Source organism: Streptomonospora salina (assembly GCF_014204715.1).
In the GTDB taxonomy this organism is placed as follows: domain Bacteria; phylum Actinomycetota; class Actinomycetes; order Streptosporangiales; family Streptosporangiaceae; genus Streptomonospora; species Streptomonospora salina.
This window is the reverse complement of sequence record NZ_JACHLY010000001.1, coordinates 3,643,768-3,661,797: the sequence shown is the minus strand read 5'-3', so window position 1 is coordinate 3,661,797 and position 18,030 is coordinate 3,643,768. Positions and strand designations below refer to the sequence as shown.

18 protein-coding genes are annotated in these 18,030 nt (G+C 73.5%); 8 read left to right on the top strand and 10 right to left on the bottom strand.

The genetic code is table 11. The features are described 5' to 3' along the window. Positions 1–196: 196 nt before the first annotated feature. Positions 197–1,441 carry an MFS transporter gene (locus HNR25_RS16590; RefSeq protein WP_184636511.1) on the bottom strand — a complete coding sequence of 415 codons (1,245 nt, stop codon included), beginning with the start codon at positions 1,439–1,441 and terminating at the stop codon, positions 197–199. Between the two features lie 53 nt (positions 1,442–1,494). Between HNR25_RS16590 and HNR25_RS16585 the strand changes: the two genes are divergently transcribed. Then, the gene (locus tag HNR25_RS16585; protein WP_184636509.1) at positions 1,495–2,109 is read left to right on the top strand and encodes a TetR/AcrR family transcriptional regulator; all 615 of its coding nucleotides are present in this window, start codon (positions 1,495–1,497) and stop codon (positions 2,107–2,109) included. An 86-nt stretch (positions 2,110–2,195) separates the two neighbouring features. Here HNR25_RS16585 and HNR25_RS16580 read toward each other — a convergent pair whose 3' ends face one another. The 4 genes from HNR25_RS16580 to HNR25_RS16565 all read right to left on the bottom strand — a co-directional run bounded on the left by HNR25_RS16580 (position 2,196) and on the right by HNR25_RS16565 (position 8,049). After that, positions 2,196–3,272: a Gfo/Idh/MocA family oxidoreductase gene (locus HNR25_RS16580; RefSeq protein ID WP_184636507.1), complete on the bottom strand. Its 1,077-nt coding sequence runs from the start codon at positions 3,270–3,272 to the stop codon at positions 2,196–2,198. A 264-nt stretch (positions 3,273–3,536) separates the two neighbouring features. Beyond that, positions 3,537–5,954, bottom strand: a complete 2,418-nt coding sequence (gene lon, locus HNR25_RS16575) for an endopeptidase La (RefSeq protein WP_184636505.1) — start codon at positions 5,952–5,954, stop codon at positions 3,537–3,539. Between the two features lie 140 nt (positions 5,955–6,094). Further along, a complete protein-coding gene (locus HNR25_RS16570; RefSeq protein ID WP_184636503.1) occupies positions 6,095–6,751 on the bottom strand; it encodes a response regulator in 657 nt (218 codons plus the stop codon). Then, positions 6,748–8,049, bottom strand: coding sequence for a sensor histidine kinase (locus tag HNR25_RS16565; RefSeq protein WP_184636501.1), 1,302 nt, complete (start codon positions 8,047–8,049; stop codon positions 6,748–6,750). The genes HNR25_RS16570 and HNR25_RS16565 overlap by 4 nt, the downstream gene beginning before the upstream one ends. 134 nt (positions 8,050–8,183) lie before the next feature. Here HNR25_RS16565 and HNR25_RS16560 point away from each other — a divergent pair, with 134 nt between their 5' ends. The 3 genes from HNR25_RS16560 (at position 8,184) to HNR25_RS16550 (ending at position 9,607) form a co-directional block, all read left to right on the top strand. Then, positions 8,184–8,522 (top strand): SHOCT domain-containing protein, encoded by a 339-nt coding sequence (locus HNR25_RS16560; protein ID WP_184636499.1) that lies wholly within the window; start codon positions 8,184–8,186, stop codon positions 8,520–8,522. 93 nt (positions 8,523–8,615) lie between these two features. After that, the gene (locus tag HNR25_RS16555) at positions 8,616–8,801 is read left to right on the top strand and encodes a hypothetical protein (RefSeq protein ID WP_184636497.1); all 186 of its coding nucleotides are present in this window, start codon (positions 8,616–8,618) and stop codon (positions 8,799–8,801) included. Positions 8,802–8,929: 128 nt separating this feature from the next. Next, positions 8,930–9,607 carry a methylated-DNA--[protein]-cysteine S-methyltransferase gene (locus tag HNR25_RS16550; protein ID WP_184636495.1) on the top strand — a complete coding sequence of 226 codons (678 nt, stop codon included), beginning with the start codon at positions 8,930–8,932 and terminating at the stop codon, positions 9,605–9,607. A 64-nt stretch (positions 9,608–9,671) separates the two neighbouring features. On the opposite strand, the gene HNR25_RS16545 is transcribed toward HNR25_RS16550, so the two are convergent. Genes HNR25_RS16545 through HNR25_RS16530 form a run of 4 tightly spaced genes read right to left on the bottom strand, consistent with a single transcriptional unit; the run spans position 9,672 to position 13,805 of the window. Then, on the bottom strand, positions 9,672–10,199 hold the full coding sequence (locus tag HNR25_RS16545; protein WP_184636493.1) for a low molecular weight protein-tyrosine-phosphatase: 528 nt from the start codon (positions 10,197–10,199) through the stop codon (positions 9,672–9,674). Positions 10,200–10,255: 56 nt separating this feature from the next. Next, complete coding sequence (locus HNR25_RS16540; protein WP_184636491.1) at positions 10,256–10,702, bottom strand: response regulator; 447 nt, start codon at positions 10,700–10,702, stop codon at positions 10,256–10,258. Then, positions 10,699–12,576 (bottom strand): sensor histidine kinase, encoded by a 1,878-nt coding sequence (locus HNR25_RS16535; protein WP_184636489.1) that lies wholly within the window; start codon positions 12,574–12,576, stop codon positions 10,699–10,701. Before HNR25_RS16535 ends, HNR25_RS16540 begins: the two co-directional genes overlap by 4 nt. After that, positions 12,573–13,805: a PP2C family protein-serine/threonine phosphatase gene (locus HNR25_RS16530; protein ID WP_184639421.1), complete on the bottom strand. Its 1,233-nt coding sequence runs from the start codon at positions 13,803–13,805 to the stop codon at positions 12,573–12,575. The genes HNR25_RS16535 and HNR25_RS16530 overlap by 4 nt, the downstream gene beginning before the upstream one ends. 423 nt (positions 13,806–14,228) lie before the next feature. Here HNR25_RS16530 and HNR25_RS16525 point away from each other — a divergent pair, with 423 nt between their 5' ends. The 3 genes from HNR25_RS16525 to HNR25_RS16515 all read left to right on the top strand — a co-directional run bounded on the left by HNR25_RS16525 (position 14,229) and on the right by HNR25_RS16515 (position 15,886). Beyond that, positions 14,229–14,855 (top strand): biliverdin-producing heme oxygenase, encoded by a 627-nt coding sequence (locus HNR25_RS16525; RefSeq protein WP_221458888.1) that lies wholly within the window; start codon positions 14,229–14,231, stop codon positions 14,853–14,855. An 85-nt stretch (positions 14,856–14,940) separates the two neighbouring features. Continuing rightward, a complete protein-coding gene (locus HNR25_RS16520) occupies positions 14,941–15,564 on the top strand; it encodes a TetR/AcrR family transcriptional regulator (RefSeq protein ID WP_184636485.1) in 624 nt (207 codons plus the stop codon). 127 nt (positions 15,565–15,691) lie between these two features. Beyond that, entirely contained in the window at positions 15,692–15,886 is a 195-nt protein-coding gene (locus HNR25_RS16515) for a hypothetical protein (RefSeq protein WP_184636483.1), read from the top strand. Between the two features lie 51 nt (positions 15,887–15,937). Here the strand turns inward: HNR25_RS16515 and HNR25_RS16510 are convergent, their stop codons facing one another. Continuing rightward, positions 15,938–16,903 carry a 3'-5' exonuclease gene (locus tag HNR25_RS16510; RefSeq protein ID WP_246463699.1) on the bottom strand — a complete coding sequence of 322 codons (966 nt, stop codon included), beginning with the start codon at positions 16,901–16,903 and terminating at the stop codon, positions 15,938–15,940. A gap of 138 nt (positions 16,904–17,041) precedes the next feature. Between HNR25_RS16510 and HNR25_RS16505 the strand changes: the two genes are divergently transcribed. Further along, the gene (locus HNR25_RS16505; RefSeq protein WP_184636481.1) at positions 17,042–18,004 is read left to right on the top strand and encodes an asparaginase; all 963 of its coding nucleotides are present in this window, start codon (positions 17,042–17,044) and stop codon (positions 18,002–18,004) included. The last annotated feature ends 26 nt before the right edge of the window (positions 18,005–18,030 follow it).

The following is an 18,030-nucleotide window of genomic DNA, read 5'->3' as shown; positions in this document are numbered from 1 at the left end:
CACGGCTGTCCCGTCATCCACCCGTCCGACGTTAACCCCGCCGCCGGCGGCGGCGGTGGGACGCGCTCGGCGAGCACCGGGCCGCATCGGCGGTGGCCGGGGCCCGACGGCGGTGCGAACCGTTCCGCAGGCCCGAGCACCCCGCTCGCCGGCGCCCGCGCGCGGCGGTTCCGGTCCGTTCGCGGCGGCTGAACGCTCAGCGGCTCTCCGCCGCCGGCGGGCGGCGCTGATTCGCGGCGGTGAGGAGGGCGAGCGCCGTGCCGACCAGCAGAGCTCCGGCGAACAGCGCGCTCAGGACCGCGAATCCGAGTCCGGAGGCGGCGGCGACGACGGGCGCCGCCATGCTTGATCCGATGTAGAGCCAGAAGCCGTACATCGCGCCGACCGCGGCGGACAACTCGCCCGCGGCGGCCTGCGAGGCCTGCATCGCGGCGGGCAGGGCCACGGCCGTGGCCAGCACGTAGCCCGCCAGCAGCAGGATGAACAGGCCGACCGATCCCACGAGCGGCACGGACAGCCCGGCGGCCGCGATGAGGGCGGCCGCGGCCGTCAGGCCCGCCGCGAGCCGGTGAAGCGCCGAGAGCCGGGAGAGCAGCGGCGTCACGAAGGGGGCGAGCAGGATGGCGGGCAGACCGCTGGCGCGCAGCACGAGCAGGGCGCCGTCGTCGGCGGCGACACCGAGCGGGTCGGCGAGCCGGATCGCCGCGTAGAGTCCGACGAAGCCGAAGAGCAGGGTCAGCGCGATCCCGTAGAAGGGCAGCAGGCGCGGTCGCGCGACGGAGGCGGCGAGATTGCGGTACGCCGCGCCGGGCGATACGGCCCGCTCGGGGGCGTCGGGCACCAGCAGGTAGCGGGCCAGGACCGCGACTGCGGCGGTTGCCGCGCCCGAGGCCAGGAACACCGCCGGCCAGTCCCAACGGGCGGTGATGAGCTGGGCGGCGACCTGGGCGACGACCGCGGCGGCCAGGAAGGAGCTGGTCAGCGCGGTGAAGGCGAGCGGCCTGCGGTGCGGCGGGATGTTGTGCGCCAGGTAGGCGATGGCGGTGGGAGCGAACGCCGCCGCGGCACAGCCCTGCAGGGCGCGCGCCGCGATGACCGCCTCGACGGTGGGCATGAACGCCGTGACCCAGGCGAACAGGGCGGTGGCGGCCACGCCGCCGACGATGAGTCGGCGGTAGCCCACGCGCGGGCCGAGCGGGCCCACGGCCAGAAATCCCAGCGCGTAGGCGGCGCCGAACGCGGTGACGGACCAGCTGGCCTGGTCGACGGTCGCGCCGGTGGAGTCGGCGATCGGGGAGAGCAGCGGCAGGGCCAGATACAGCTGCCCGGTCACGACGAGTGCGGCGGCGGAGACGACCAGGATCTGCGCGGTCAGGCGCGGTGCACGGTCCGTCGACGGGAGCGAGCCGGAGGCCGGGGGATCGGAGGTCTGCTTGAGCATGCCACCATGGAAACCAACCAACTAGTTGGGTGTCAATCGGATATGCTTGTGACATGGCACCGAGGGACAGTGCGGCCACCCGGCGCAAGCTGCTGGAGGCCGGGCGCGAGGAGTTCGCCGAGCACGGGATCGCGGGCGGGCGCATCGACCGCATCGCCGAGTGCGCCGGCGTGAACAAGGAGCGGGTCTACGGCCACTTCGGAAGCAAGGAGAAGCTGTTCCAGGCGGTCCTGGAGGCGGTCAAGGCCGAGCACGCCGCGTCGCTGCCCCAGCCGGGCGAGAACGCGGGCGAATGGGTGGGCCGCCTCTACGACGCCCACGCCGCCAACCGCACGATGGTGCGGCTCATGATGTGGGAGGCGCTGTACTTCGAGGACCGCCCGCTGCCCACGGACGAGTCCCGCTCCGACGTCTACGCCGCCAAGGTGCTGGCCCTGGCCGACAGCTTGGGGATCGAACCCGACGGCGCGGCGGCGATGACCCTGCTCGCGCTGGTCGGAATGGGGGCGTGGCCGTCCGCGATGCCGCAGATGACACGCCTGGTCGTCGGCCCGCGGGTGCTCACCGCCCAGGGCTCGGCCGACCTTCGGGCGCACGTCGTCGCCATGGCCGACGCGGCGGTGCGGGGCGCGGCCCACACATCCGCCGGCGACGGCGGCCGGCAGTGACCGGAGCCGCCCGAAGGACGCCTCCGGCCACCCGGAATCAACCTTTCGGTTGGATCCGGTTCACCGGACCGTGTCCGGGGCCGCCGTCAGGCCGGTCCCACCGCCACCACCCGACCGGCGCCGGCGCTGCGGCGGGCCGCCTCGATGACTTCCAGCCCGTGCACGACCTCGTGCAGCTCGACCGGAAGCGGCTCGCCTTCGCCGACCGCGTCGCGCACGCCCTCGTAGAACGCCGGGTAGGCGCCGCGCTCGCTGCGCACCCGGCGCGATTCGTCGACGGTGCCCAGCCGGCCCCATGCCGACTCCGGCTCGACGCCCCAGTCGGGGGCGTCGGGCCGCTCGCCCTGCTCCAAGCGCCCTTCCTGGGAGTCCAGCCCGTCGATCGTGAACGCGGCGCGGTCGCCCAGCACCCGGAAGCGCGGCCCCGGTCGCGCGGCCACGGCGCTCATCCACAGGTGCGAGCGCACCCCGCCGGTGTGGGTCAGCGCGACGAACGCGTCGTCGTCGGCGGCCGCCCCGCGCCGTGCGTCGAGCTCGGCGTAGACCGAATCGACCGGCCCGAACAGGTTCACGGCCTGGTCGATCAGGTGCGGACCGAGGTCGTAGAGGATCCCCGCGCCCGCTCCGGGATCGCCGCTGTCGCGCCAGGTGTCCTTGGCCTCGGGGCGCCAGCGCTCGAACCGCGACTCGAACCGGTGCACCCGGCCCAGAGCGCGATCCTCCACCAGGTGCCACAGCGTCAGGAAATCGGAGTCCCAGCGGCGGTTCTGGTAGACGGTCAGCACCTGCCCCGACCGGCGGGACTCCTCGGCCAGCGCGCGCCCTTCGTCCGCGGTCAGCGCGAAGGGCTTGTCCACCACCGCGGCGAACCCGGACTCCATCGCGGCCCTCGCCAGCGGCACGTGCGTCTCGTTGGGCGTGGTGACCACCGCGATGTCGATGTCCCCGGAGCGCTTCCACAGCTCGTCGGCCGAGGGGATCACCTCGACTCCGGGATAGCGTTCCCGCGCGGCCGCCTGCCGCTCGGGGTTGCCGGTCACCACCGCCGCGAGCCGCAACCCGGCGGTCGCGTCGACCAGCGGCGCGTGGAACACCTCGCCGCCCTTGCCGTAGCCGATGACGGCGACCCGCAGTTCTCGTTCAGCGTCGTTCGCAGAGGTCATGCCCCCACGGTAGCCAGGTCCAGGCGCGGAACCGGTCGAGGCGCGGGCGGAGGAACCGTCCGCCGGCAGTCGAAGGAAAATCCGGACACGCAGGGGGACGAATCCCTCCTGCGCTGCTGAGTCGTTCGACCTCGAGGAGAACCGCTCATGGTCTGGCGCCGGATCGGCGACCACTCGGTCTGCACGGACCCGTGATCAGCTGATCAGCTTGATGGGGTTGTCGGTCGCGGCCGACAACCCCATCGCGTCTCGGTCTGCCCGGAACTACGCCGCCAGCGGCTGCGGGGCCTCGGCCGGGCTGAGGGCCAGGTCGAGGACCTCGCGGACGTCGCTGACCGGGTGAACCGTGAGCTGTTCACGGACGTCGTCGGGGACGTCGTCCAGGTCGGGCTCGTTGCGCGCGGGGATGAGCACCGTGGTGATCCCCGCCCGGTGCGCAGCCAGCAGCTTCTGCTTGACGCCGCCGATCGGCAGCACCCGGCCGGTGAGGGAGACCTCGCCGGTCATGGCCACGTCGGAGCGCGCGGAGCGGCCCGACAGCAGCGAAGCCAGGGCCGTGGTCATGGTGACCCCGGCGCTGGGCCCGTCCTTGGGGATCGACCCCGCGGGCACGTGCAGGTGGATGCCGCGCTCCTTGAGGTCGCCCACCGGCAGCTCCAGTTCCGCCCCGCGCGAGCGGAGGTAGGACAGCGCGATCCGGGCGGACTCCTTCATCACGTCGCCGAGCTGGCCGGTCAGAGTCAGTCCGTCGGCGCCGGACTCCGGGTCGGCCAGCGACGCTTCGACGAAGAGCACGTCGCCGCCGGTACCGGTGACCGCCAGTCCGGTGGCCACCCCCGGAACCGATGTGCGCTCGGCCGTCTCCGGGGTGTGCTTGGGCCGCCCGATGAAGCCGGTCAGGTCGTCGGCGCCGACCGACAGCGGCAGCTCGCGCTCGCCCAGCGCCACGCCCGAGGCCGCCTTGCGCAGCACCCGCGCGACGGTGCGCTCCAGCTCCCGGACACCGGCCTCGCGGGTGTACTCGGCCGCGATCCGGCGCAGCGCGCCGTCGCCGAGCTCGGCCTCGCCGGGCTCCAAACCCGCCCGCTCCAGCTGGCGCGGCAGCAGGTGGTCGCGGGCGATGGTGACCTTCTCGTCCTCGGTGTAGCCGTCCAGCTGCACCACCTCCATGCGGTCCAGCAGCGGGGCGGGAACGGTCTCCAGCGCGTTGGCGGTGGCCAGGAAGACGACGTCGGACAGGTCGAGGTCGACTTCGAGGTAGTGGTCGCGGAACGTGTGGTTCTGCTCCGGGTCGAGCACCTCCAGCAGCGCCGAGGTGGGGTCGCCGCGGAAGTCGCTGCCGACCTTGTCGATCTCGTCGAGCAGCACGACCGGGTTCATCGACCCCGACTCCTTGACGGCGCGGACGATGCGCCCCGGCAGCGCGCCGACGTAGGTGCGCCGGTGGCCGCGGATCTCGGCCTCGTCGCGCACGCCGCCCAGGGCCACGCGGGTGAACGTGCGGCCCATGGAGCGCGCCACCGACTCGCCCAGCGACGTCTTGCCCACGCCGGGCGGGCCGACCAGTGCCAGCACGGCGCCGCTGCGCCGACCGCCGACCACGCCCTGGCCCTTCTCCTCGCGGCGCTTGCGCACCGCCAGGTACTCGACGATGCGCTCCTTGACGTCGTCGAGGCCGGCGTGGTCGGCGTCGAGGATCTCGCGTGCGCCGGGGATGTCGTAGGCGTCCTCGGTCCGGGTGTTCCAGGGCATGTCCAGGATCGTGTCGAGCCAGGTGCGGATCCACCCCGACTCCGGCGAGGAGTCGCCGGCCCGCTCCAGCTTGTCGACCTCCTCCAGCGCCGCCGTGCGGACGTGGTCGGGCAGTTCGGCCGACTCCACGCGCTCGCGGTAGTCGTCCTCCTCGCTGCCGGGGCGGCCGGAGAGCTCGTTGAGCTCCGTGCGGATGGCGTCCAGCTGGCGCCGCAGCAGGAACTCGCGCTGCTGCTTGTCGACGCCCTTCTGCACGTCCTGGTCGATGGTCTCGGCGACGTCGAGCTCGGCCAGGTACTCGCGGGTCCACTCGCTCAGCAGCCGGAGCCGCTCGGCGACGTCGTAGGTCTCCAGGAGCTGCAGCTTCTGCGCGGTCTTGAGGAAGGGGGAGTATCCGCCGCGGTCGGCGAGGCTGCCGGCGTCCTCCAGCTGCTGGATCCCGTCCAGGATCTGCCAGGCGCCGCGCTTTTGCAGGTAGGTGGTCAGCAGCGCCTTGTAGTCCCGGGCCTGCTCGTCGACCCTGCCGGGGTAGCCGCCTTCGGGCGGTTCTTCGTCGTGGACGTCGGCCGAGACCCACAGGGCGGCTCCGGGCCCGGTGGTTCCGCTGCCGACACGGGCGCGCGCGGTTCCCCGCAGGACCGCGGCCGGCTCCCCCTCGGGGGTGCGTCCGATCTGTTCGATGACGGCGACGCTCCCGACCGCGGCGTAGTTGCCGTCGAGCCGGGGGATGATCAGCACTCGCGGCTTGGCCGAGGAGCCGGAGTGGCTCCCTGGAGCCTCGGCCGCGCCCTCGCTCACGGCACGCGCGGCGTCGACGGCGGCGCGCACCTCGGAGTCGGAGATGTCCACCGGCACGACCATGCCGGGGAGCACGACCTCGTCGTCGAGGGGAAGCACGGGGAACGTCGTGTTGGACTGCGCTTCAGTCATCAGACCCTCCTTGTTGAGTCACTATCACTCAATAAAGAAGAGCCCCGTTTTGTTCCCCCTTCTGTGTTCGCTGTGGGCGATCGATCCTGCAAGTCGTTGACCTGGGAAAATACCGTCGACCTCGGTTCGACTGCCCCGTTTCATCCCGCCAGCCCCGCCCGGTAGGCGGTCACCACCAGCTGTGCGCGATCGCGGGCGTGCAGTTTGACCATCGCGCGGCTGACGTGGGTGCGCGCCGTGGCGGGGCTGACGACCAGCCGCTCGGCGATCTCGGCGTTGGACAGGCCCTCACCGACCAGGGCCAGGACCTCCTGCTCGCGCTCGGTCAGTTCGCTCAGATCCGGGCGCGGGCCCCCGGAGGGGGCGCGCGAGGCGAAAGAGGCGATGACGCTGCAGGTGACCGAGGGCGACAGCAGCGACTCCCCCGCCGCCGCCAGCCGGATCGCCCGCAGCAGCTCGCCGGGGTCGCTGTCCTTGATCAGGAACCCGGCGGCGCCGGCGCGCAAGGCGTCGAACACGTATTCGTCCAGCTCGAAGGTCGTCAGAACGACGACACGGGTGCCCGCCATGGCGTCGTCGGCCGCGATCTCGCGCAGCGCGGCGATGCCGTCCATGCCGGGCATGCGCACGTCCATCAGGATCACGTCGGGGTGTTCGCGGCGCACGACGTCGACCGCTTCGCGGCCGTCTGCGGCCTCGCCGGCGGGCTCCATGTCGTCCTCGGCGTCGATCAGCACGCGCAGGCCCATGCGCACCAGGGCCTGGTCGTCGGCGAGGGCGACCCGGAGCGCGCTCACCGCTGCCCCAGCGGCAGGTCCGCGCGCACCCGGAACCCGCCCTCGGTGCGCGGACCGGCTTCCAGGCGGCCCCCGACGGCACGTGCGCGTTCGCGCATGCCGGCGATCCCGCTGCCTTCCGCGTACTCGCGGCGGGGTCGGGCGGATGCGCTGTCGGTGATCTCCACGGTCAGCTCCTCGGGGTGGTATCCGATGACGACGGTCGCGGCGCCGCCGCCGTGCCGGACCGCGTTGGTCAGCGCTTCCTGGACGATGCGGTAGGCGGCGTGGTCGACGGCGGCCGGCGGCGCGGCGCGCTCCCCATGCGTGTGCACCGCCACGCGCCGCCCCGTAGGGTCGATACCCGCTGCGAGCTCGTCGATACGGTCCAGCCCGGGGACGGGTTCGCGGCCGGAACCCGCGGGCTCCGCGCCGCCGCCGGCCCGGCTTCCGGCGTCGCCGGGTGTGCGGGTCGCGCCGTCCCCTCCAGCCCCGCCGGGTTCCGCACCGCCGGGTTCGCGGAACACCGCGAGCGTACCGCGCAACTCCTCCAGCGCGTCCTTGCTGGTCTGGCGGATCGCCTGCAGCGCGGGCTCGGCCTGCTCGGGGCGCTGGTCCAGGACGTGCAGCGCCACCCCCGCCTGCATGTTGATGACCGACAGGCTGTGGCCCACGACGTCGTGCACTTCCCGGGCGATGCGCAACCGTTCCTCGTAGACGGAGCGGCGCAGTTCGCCGTCGCGTTCCCGGCGAGCGTTCTCGCGGCGCGAGCGGACGATGGCACCCAGCGCCGCCGGCACCAGCAGGACCGCCAGTGCGGCCACGATCGCGCCGGCGGCTCCGGGGTAGAGCAGCCCGAAGTAGGGCAGGTCGGCGCGCGTAGCCAGGAGCACCGGAACGGCGAGCGCCGTCAGGGCGGCCCACTTCCGCAGCGGCAGCCGTACCGCCATGGTGTAGGCCAGCACCATGGGCCCCAGCCGGAGCAGGCCGCTGTCGGGACCGAGGGCGTAGAAGGCGGCGACGGCGGCCATCGCGCCGGCGAAGGCCGAGCGGGGGTAGAAGCGGCGCGCGGCGAGGCAGACGGCCACCGCCGCGATGCACAGGTAGGCGGCCGGCGGCAGCGTCTCGGCGCCGGCGGCGAAGGGCGCCCCGCCGGCCCAGGGCGGCTGCCCGGAGTCCGGGCCGTCGGGCCCCCACGGGTTTCCGGACGGGGACCGGGGCATAGCGCTCCGCACGTGCGCGTCGACCAGCGAGACGGCGGTCACGGCGAGGGCGATCGGGACGTCCGCGGCGAGGACGCGCGCGGTGCGTTGGCTCATCGGCACGACGGTAGCGGGTGCCGCCGACCGGAGTCGTCGGCCCGGAGGCGCAGGCGGCGTACGGCGCAGTGCGTAGTGCGACCGCCGCTGCACGGCCGACGCGCCGCGGGCGTGCGGCGCCGCACGCTGGAGGCATGACCACAGCGCTGACGGCGGCGGCCGACGCTGCCGCCGAAACCGTCCTCGCGGCCGGACCCGCCGACCGCTTCCACCACCCGCCGCCGTTCCCGCCGATGATCGGAGCCGCCATGCTCCTCGTACTGGTTCTGCCGGGTCTGCTCGCCTACCTGTGGATCTCGCGGTCCACGGGCCGCCGCCCGCCGTGGGCGCCGGCGGCCGAGCCGCCCGAACGCGCCGCCCGCGCGGTACTCGCCGAGCGCCTCGCCCGCGGCGACGTCACCGTCGACGAGTTCCTGGAGCGCGCCAGCGCGCTGAACTGGACGCCGGGCGAACGCAGCGGCGGCCGCACGTGAGCGTGCGGCCGGGACTCCCCCGCACGACTCCGGTGAGCACGCATGCCGTCGCCTCGGCGGGCTGGCTCGGCGGGCACGCCGGTGGCCGCCGGGATGTCCGAGGCGACCCGCGGCGGCACGGTGCTGCCGGCCTGCGCCGACCGCCTCAGCCTCGTCGTGGCGCTGTCGGTGGCGCTGTCGGTACTGGTCGGGGTCACCGTGCTGCCGGCCGCCAAACCGTTCGGCCGCATCCGGCGCCGCCGGAGGTCCGGACCGGTGCGTGCACAGCAGCGGCTGTAGGGGCCGCGGCCCTTCCCCGCCGACGCGTCGCCGGAATCCGCGGTGCCCGGCCCGCCTCGCCGACAGCCGCGGGCCCGCCGTGGCATCCTCGGTCCGGACACGCGAGACGCGGGAGGATCACGTCCGGCATGTGGCATGGCGACCGTTACCCCGGTTCCGACGGCACCGACGGGTTCAGGGCCGGCGCGGACGACATCGACGCGCTGGTCCGCGCCACGTCGCCGGGGTCCGGGCAGGGCCGCGGGGGCGCGCTCCCCGAACCCGCCGCGACACCCGTGGAGGCGCGCGGCGTCCCCTTCGACGTCGTCACCGGAGTGGCGGAGACCCCGGTGGGCTTCCTGTTCTGCGCGTTGACCGACGCCGGGTTGGCCGCGTGCTCGTTCGCCCCCGAAGAGACCGTGATCGACCGGCTCGAACGGGCGGTCTCGCCCGACGTCGTGCCGCACGACGCCGGCCTCGAACCGGTGCGCCGCGAGATCAACGCCTACTTCGCCGGTCGGAGATCCGCCTTCGACGTCCCCCTGGACCTGCGGCTGACCGGCGACTTCGGACGCGTGGTGCTGCGGTCGCTGCTGGACGTGCCCTACGGGTCCACGATCACGCCGGGCGAACTGGCAGCGCGCATCGGCCGCCCCAACGCCCGCCGCGCCGTCGCCAGCACGCTCGCCGAGAACCCGCTGTGCCTGTTCCTGCCCTGCCACCGCGTGGTGGCCGACGGCTACCCCGACGCCCTCGGGCCGTACTCGGGAGGCGTCGAAGCGAAGCGCGCGCTCCTGGCCCTGGAAGCCGGACACGCCGGTGCGTGAACCCCTGACCAGCATGTCGATGCTCGGCACGCGCGCGGTGCCGGAACGCCTGTCCCGGGGCTGATCAGCGCGCAGCGCCGGGGCCGAAGCGGGCGGCGAGCTCGGCGGCCAGGCCGGCCGCGGCGGCCTCGATCATGCCCAGCACGGTGGTGAACCCGTCGTCGCCTCCGTAGTAGGGGTCGGGGACCTCGGGGCCGGGGCCGGCGTCGGGCGCGAAGGTGCGGAACAGCCGCAGCCGCTCCCCCTCCATCGCCGGGTCGGGGGCGAGGTGCACGAGTTCGTCCAGGTTGTCCAGGTCCATCGCGAGGATCAGGTCGCGGTCGCCGAACCAGGCGGGGTCGAACCTGCGCGCGGAGTGGTGGGTCGGGTAGCCGTGCACCCGCAGGACCGCGGCGGCCCGGGGGTCCATGCCCGATCCGATGTGCCAGCCGCCGGTGCCGGAACTGTCCACGGCGACCGCGTCGGCGACGCCGGCGCGTTCGAGCTCGGCGGTGAGGACCTTTTCGGCGATCGGCGAGCGGCAGATGTTGCCCAGGCACACCACCGAGACGCGGTAGGGACCTGTGGGGGCGAGGGGATCCGGCAGGCTCATGGTCCCCACGTTAGCCCAGGACGGCGGTGCCCCGCCGGACCGCGGCCGGGCCGGATTCACCCGTTGGGCAGGCGCACCACGGTGACGAAGAAGTCGTCGATCTGCCGGACCACCCGGATGAACTGCTCGAAGTCGACGGGCTTGGCGACGTAGGCGTTGGCGTGCAGGCGGTAGCTGCGCAGTATGTCCTCTTCGGCCTCGGAGGTGGTCAGCACGACGACGGGGATGTGGGAGAGCTCCTCGTCGCGTTTGACCTCCTCCAGCACCTCGCGGCCGTCCTTGCGGGGCAGGTTGAGGTCGAGCAGCACCAGGTGCGGCTTGGGCGCGTCGGAGTACTCGCCTTCGCGCCGGAGGAAGCGCAGCGCCTCGACGCCGTCGGAGACCACGTGCAGGCGGTTTCCCACCTTGTGCTCCTGGAAGGCCTCCTTGGTCATCAGGACGTCTCCGGGGTCGTCCTCGACCAGCAGCACCTCTATGGCGTGCACCACGTTGTCCTCGCTCATTCTCGTCCGCCCTGCCCCGCATCGTCGTCGGAGGCGCCCGGGGGCGCGCCGTCTCGTCCACTCGCGGCATCCGCGCCGCCCGGACCGCCGCCCGGCCGGGCCCCGGAGGTCGCGGGCCCGGATCCGGAAGGCTCGCCGCCGGCGGAAGCGCCTCCGCCGGCGCCCCCTCCCGCGGCAGCACCCGGGCCCCGCTCCTGCTCCTCACCGCCGGTTCCGGACGCGGTTTCGCCCGCGTCCTCGCCGGTCCCCGCGCTCCCGTCCCCGGCGGCGACGGCGGCCGCCTCGACGGCGGCGGTGTCGTCGACGGGCAGCGACCAGCAGATGCGCGTTCCCTGCGACCGTTCGCCGTCGTCGCAGCACTCGCCGCCTTCGCCGCCGCACTCGCCGTCATCCGCGCCGGGAGCCGTGTCCAGCCACATGCGGCCGTTGTGGAAGTCCACGATCTTCTTGCACATCGCCAGGCCGATGCCGGTACCGCCGTACCTGTCGCGGGTGTGCAGCCGCTGGAAGATCACGAAAACGCGCTCGGCGTACTGCGACTCGATCCCGATGCCGTTGTCGGTGCAGCAGAACACCCACTCCTCGCCCTGGCGGCGAGCGCTGACGTGCACCCGCGGCGGGGCTTCGCCGCGGAACTTCACGGCGTTGCCGACCAGGTTGAAGAAGACCTGCGTGAGCAGGGTGCGGTCACCGCGGACCGTGGGCATGTCGTCGGCGGTGACGGTCGCCCCGGCCTCTTCCAGCCGGGTCTCCAGACTGCTCAGCGCGTCGCCGAGCGCCTCGCCCAGATCGACCGGCGCGTCGTCCTTCGTCCGGCCCACGCGCGAGAACGCCAGCAGGTCGTTGATGAGGGTCTGCATCCGCTTGGCGCCCTCGACCGCGTAGTCGATGTAGGCGTCGGCGCGCTCGTCGAGCCGGCCCTGGTAGCGCCGCTGCAGCAGCTGGCAGAAGCTGGCCACTTTGCGCAGCGGCTCCTGCAGGTCGTGGGAGGCGACGTAGGCGAACTGCTCCAACTCCAGGTTGGAGCGGCGCAATTCGTCGGTCTGGCGCTCCAGCAGCTCCGACTGCTCCTGCAGGGTCCTGCGGGCGGTGCCGACCTCGTCGAGGTCGTGCACGATGCGTTCGCGCATGGCGTCGACGTCGCGGCCGACGCGCTCGATCTCGGGCGGGCCGTGCAATTCGATGCGGTGGGCGTAGTAGCCCTCGGAGACTTGGACCAAGTGCCTGCCGAGTTCGTCCAGCGGCCGCAGAACCCAGCTCTGCAGCATGACCCACAGGAAGCAGCACAGCACCACCACGACCGCGCCGACCAGGACGAGCAGCGCCACGACCTGCTGAGTGGCCAGGGTCAGTCCGTCGCGGGCCTGCTCCAGCTCCTCGTCGATGCGCTGCTCGGCGCGGGCGCCCGCCGCGCGCAGGTCGTCGAAGCGCTCACGGCCCAAGCGGTAGTCCTCGGAGGAGATCTCCTCGTCGGCGTAGGCCTTCTCCAGAGTGGGGTCGGCGTAGTCCTCCTGCCAGGCCTCGCCGGCCTTGAGGAGCCGGTTGATGTAGCCGTCGACGTCGCCGTTCCGCTCGGCCACGGACCGCAGCTGCGGCAGGCTCTCACCGAGGTCCTCCTTGCCCTGCTGGTAGGGCGCGAGGAAGTCGAGGTCGTCGGTGAGGGCGTAGCCGCGGATGCCGTTGTCCATGTTGAGGTAGGCCGCCATGGTCTGGCGCACGGCGCTTTGGGCCGGCGTCAGCTCGTCGACCTGCCGGTTCAGGGACTCGCGGGCGTCGAAGGCGGCGAGGGTGATCGTCGAGACCGACGCGACCAGCACCACCGCCACCGAGGCGAGCAGGACGGTCACACGGCGGCGCAGCGGCCACCTTCTCACGGCCGGTCCTCATGGGTGATCAGCAGCATGGCGACGTCGTCCTGCAGCGGGCCGCCGTTGTAGTGCTCGGCCTCGTCGACCAGGTGCTCGGGCAGATCGACGATGGAGGTGCCGCGCGCCAGCACGTCACCGACCATGCGGCGCAGGCCGCCGACCTCCAGGCGGTTCGGGGGGCTGCCGTCGTAGGCGTCCACCAGGCCGTCGGTGTAGAGCATCAGGGTGGCGCCGCGGGGCAGCCGGAAGTCCTCGACCTCGGTTTCGCGGTCGGGGAAGACGCCGAGCGGCGGGCGGGGCGCGACGGAGACCTCCTCGACGCCGCCGTCCTGCAGGACCAGCGGCGGCGGGTGCCCGAACAGCCGGATCCTGGCGTCCTCGCTTCCGGCGTCGAGGCTGACCTGGCACAGGGTGGCGTACATCTCCTCTTGGGCCCGCTCGCTGATGAGGATCCCCTCCAGGGCGGGCAACAGCTCCTCTTCGGCCACACCGCCCATGACCAGGGCGCGCCAGGCGATGCGCAGGCTGACGCCGAGCGCGGCTTCGTCGGGGCCGTGGCCGCTGACGTCGCCGCAGAGGACGTGGGTGGTGCCGCCCTTCTGCACCGCGTCGTAGAAGTCGCCGCCGACCAGGGCGCGCTTGCGGCCGGGCCGGTAGAAGGAGCGGTGGCTCAGCGGGGAGCTGTCCAGCAGCACCTGGGGCAGCAGGCCGCGCTCCAGGCGCATGTTCTCGCGGGCGTAGAGCTCGGCCTCGCGCAGTTGGCGCGCGTTCTCATCGGCACGCTGGCGCTCGACGGAGTAGCGCAGGCTGCGCGCCAGCAAGGAGCCGTCGACCTGGCCCTTGACCAGGTAGTCCTGGGCTCCGGCGGCGACGGCGGCGATACCCTCGTGCTCGTCGTTGAAGCCGGTCAGCACCACCACGGCCGCCGCGGACGCGGTGGTCAGGACCTCGCGCAGCAGCTCCATGCCCCGAGCGTCGGGGAGGTTGAGGTCGAGCAGGACGCAGCCGCGGAACCCGGCGAAGTGCTCCCGGGCCTGGGCGAGGCTGCTCACCCAGGTGATGCGAGTGTCCAGCGCGGCGTCGGCGAGGAGTTCCTCGACCAGGAACGCGTCTTGGGTGTCGTCCTCCACGAGGAGGACGTCGACCGCCTCGGCGGTCGAGGGGGACTGCCGCTCCATGACGGCCTCAGCAGCGCGGCCGGCGTCGGCCGGCCACGTTCGCTCGGTATCGGTCATGGTCACGGGATCGTGTCCTGGTTTCCTGGTATCCACACATCGCCTCTACGTCGACCGGTGCGCGGTGCACGTCGTCAGCCGTTGTGGCAGTCAAACGATAGTCGCCCTGCACGTGTTGTCGCTAGCGGGATTGCACGGGAGAACATCGGTGGCGGCTGCTGGGGCACCGCTCCTTCGGTGCGCTCGATCGCACCTGCGTGCGGCCCCAGGCTACCCGCCCTCCGCGAGCGTGCTTTGTCGACACCGTGTCATCTCACCCTTGAACACCCCCGGATGTGCTGACATCATGTCAGCATCCCGCTCGGGACGACAGGCGACGAAGGAGGGCACGTGCCCGCTGAAGCCGGCCGCCACCCCACCGAGGATCCCGCCCCCGCCCCCCGCCGCACCGGCGCGGCGGTCCGACCGCCGTTCTCCGAACAGCTGAAACAGGCCACCCGGTCGGCGCACGACGACGCCGAGCAGCACGGATTCAGCCGCGCCCTTCTGCAGGGCGCGCTTCCCCGCGAAGGCTACGCGGCGATGGTCGCCCAGCACTACTTCGCCTACGTCGCGCTGGAGGAGGTCGGCCGTTCGCTGGCCGCCGACCCCGTCGCCGGCCGCGTCGTCGACCCCGCCCTGTTCCGGGTCACGGCCCTGGAGCGCGACCTGGCCGCCCTGTACGGCACCGGCTGGCGCAGGCGCATCGCCCCCACCGCCGCCACGCGCGCCTACACCGCCCGCATCGAAGGCACCGCCGAGGACCCCGCCCGCTATGTGGCCCACCACTACACCCGCTACCTCGGCGACCTCTCCGGCGGGCAGTTCGTCCGCACGGCCGCGGAACGCGCCTACGGCCTGGACGAGCACCGCGGTACCTCCTTCTACGACTTCTCCGCCCTGGGAAGCCTGCCGCGGTTCAAGGCGCGCTACCGCGCACAGCTCGACGTGCTGGATCTGGACGCCGCGGCCCGCCGCCGCGTCGTGGACGAGACCCGGCTGGCTTACCGGCTCAACGTGGCGGTACTGGCCGGCCTCGGCGCCGAGTTCGCCCCCGAAACCGCCGCCTGACCCGCGGGCGCACCCGGCGGCCGCACACCGGCAGGGCCGCCGAATACGGCTCCGCGCCCGCGACCGCGCGTGCCACCATGGAGCCATGCCCAAGATCTCGGCGCCCACCATCGCCGCGCACCGCGCCCAGACCCGCGAGCGCATCCTGGAAGCGGTGGCCGTTCTCACACGGGATCAGGGCATCGACGAGATCTCCATGACCGATGTGGCGGCCGCAGCGGGAATCACCCGCACCGTCCTCTACAACTACTTCCCCGACAAGCCGGCACTGCTGCTGGCCTTCACCGAGCAGGCCACCGCCGGGTTCGTCGACCGCTTCCAGCGCGAACTCCCCGACAGCGCCGGCGCCGCCCAGCGGCTGGAGTCCTTCGTCCGCCTCCAGGTCGAGGCACTGGCCGAACACCCCCACCCCGCCGCCGCCGAGTTGGGCGCCAGCCTCGGGCCCGCCGCTTACCAGGCGCTGGCCGACCACGTCGCGCCGATGCAGCGTCTGCTGACCGGCATCCTGCGCCAAGGCGTCGCCGACGGCGAGTTCGCCGCGGCACCGGTGGAGCCGGTCGCGCGGCTCGTGCTGGCGATGCTGGGCGCACAGCGCGTGCCGCTGCTGCACGGCGAGACCACCGCCGCCGACGCCGCGCGGCTGGTGTCGGACTTCACGCTGCGTGCGCTGAGTCCGGCCGCGGCCGGCGCTGTCGGCGACACCGTGTAGGGGCTTGCACACGCCGGGTTTTAGCGGCGGGCCCGGAACCCGGTCGCGGCCGGTCTCCGGTCGCGCAGCGATCCGCGGGGTGCGGCAGAATCGGGCATCGCCCAGCCCCCGCCCCCGGAGGACCCCGGTGTCCCTGCTGCTGATCCTGGCCGGTGCCGTCCTGGTCGCCGTCGCGATGTCCAACCGCGTCCCGCGGATTCCGGCCGGCCGCGCACCTCACCTGGTCCGGGCCCGGTTGACCGAAGCGGGCCGGGCCGCACTGACCGCCGTGGGCGGCAGCGCGCTGATCATCGCCTTCTTCCTGGCGCTGTCGGGCGTCTGATCCCGCACCGGCGCAGGGCCGCGGCGGGCGGCTCCGGCGACGCGCCGCGACTCAGGACAGCAGCGCACGCAGTCGGCGCCCCAGCAGGCGCGCGGCACCGGTGGCGGCCGCGGTCGCGGTCAGCGCCGCCGAAGCGGCCGCCGCCTCACGTGCGGCGCTGCGGTACTCCGCTTCGCGCTGGGCGGCCGCGCGCTGCTCGGCGGTGAAGCGGCCCACGCAGTCGCGCGGGTCGAGCTCCAGCCTGCGCCAGCGGCGCGGCCACACCGCCGGCGGGCGCTCAGGGTGACCGCGCAGCGCGACGGCCCCGGGCGTGGACGCATACGAGGAGCGCGACTTGAGCGGGCCGGGATCCGGTTCGCCCGAATCCGACTCGACCGGGTCGGGGCCGGTGTAACGCAGCGTTCCCGGGGCGTTGGCCAGCAACTCGGCCAGCAGCTGGGCGCAGGCGCGGGCGTCACCCAGCGCGGTGTGCTGGCCGGTGGGCCAGTGCCCGCTGAGGGTGTGGCAGGCCCGCGGCAGCGAATAGCGGGGAAGGTCGACCTGCGACCGCAGCGCCAGCAGTGTGCACAGCCCCGGGAGCCCGCCCGGCAACCCTGCCGGCAGCAGCTCCGAGGCCAGGAAGCGGCCTTCGAAGTCGAGTTTGTGGCCCACCAGCACCGCGCCGGAGAACAACCCCCGCAGCACGCCCACCAGCTCGGCGGCCTTGGGCGCGCCGACGACGTCGCTGGCGCCGATGCCGTGGAACTCCTGGCCGCTGATGGCGCGGCCCGGGTCGACCAGCGTGCTGAACTCGCGCAGCAGGGTTCCGTCGCCGCGCATGCGCACCACCGCGATCTCGCAGATCCGGGCGCCCTCGCCGGGGTAGAGACCGGTGGTCTCCACGTCCACAACGGCGTACTCAAGCTCGCGTGCGCTGCGGGCGGAGCTCCGGCGGCGGGTCACAGACCCCATCCGGACCATCCGCCCCGCGTCGGGTTCGGCGTCCAGCACTTCGTCCAGCCCCCGTCCGATCGTCATCGCGGCACCTCCCGCGGGCCGACACTACGACACGCGGGGAAGAGCGACGCCCCCGGAGACGTTGAACCACCGGCCGCTCCCCCGCGTCCCTGCGGGCGCGCCCCGAAGACCCGAGCTTCCCCTGACCGAGGAGTTCCCATGCCCCGAAATCCGCAGCCGCACTACGTCCCGCTGGTCGAAGTGGTCCGATCGGGATTCGGCGAGGGGGTGCACTTCGGCACGGCCGTGGGGCTGACGCGCCAGGGTGAGATCGGCTACACGCGGGGCGACGTCCGCGCACCCATGCTGCCGCGCTCCTCGGCCAAGCCGTTCCAGGCGGCGGCCGCGCTGCGCGCCGGAGCCCGGCTCGAACCCGCCCAGACCGCGCTCGCCGCCGGCAGCCACAGCGGCGAACCCCACCACGTCAAAACCGTGGTGGGCATGCTGGCCGACGCCGGGCTGGACACCGATGCGCTGCGCTGTCCCGCCGACTGGCCGCTGGACGGCGGCGAACGCGACCGGCTGCTGCGGGCCGGCGGCGCCCCCACCCGGCTGCTGATGAACTGCTCCGGCAAACACGCCGCCATGCTCGCCGCCTGCGTCGCCGGCGGATGGAGCACCGGCGACTACCTCGAACCCGGCCACCCGGTGCAGGAGCTGGTGCGCCAGGTGATCGAAGAGGCGTGCGGCGAGCGCGTCGCCCACACCGCCGTGGACGGGTGCGGAGCGCCGCAACTGGCCGTCTCCCTGGCCGGGCTGGCGCGCGGGCTGCGGGCCATGGCGTTCGCGCCGGACTCCTCTCCCGAGGCCCGGGTGCTGGACGCCATGCGGGAGTTCCCCGCGAACGTCGCCGGGGAGGGCCGGATCGACACCCTGCTGATGCGGCGGCTGCCGGGCGCGGCCGCCAAGATGGGCGCCGAAGGGGTCCTGGCCGTGACCGCACCCACCGGCGAGGCCGCGGCGGTCAAGCTGAGCGACGGCGACCCCTGGTTCCGGGCCCGCACCATGGCGGTCCTCGACGCACTGGAGGCCGCCGGCGCCGACGTCGACGCGGTACGCGACCTCGCCGAATCGGAAATCCGCGGCGGTGACGAACCGGTGGGGCGCCTCCGGTCGGTGTGACCGCCGCCCCGGCGGCGCGGGAACCG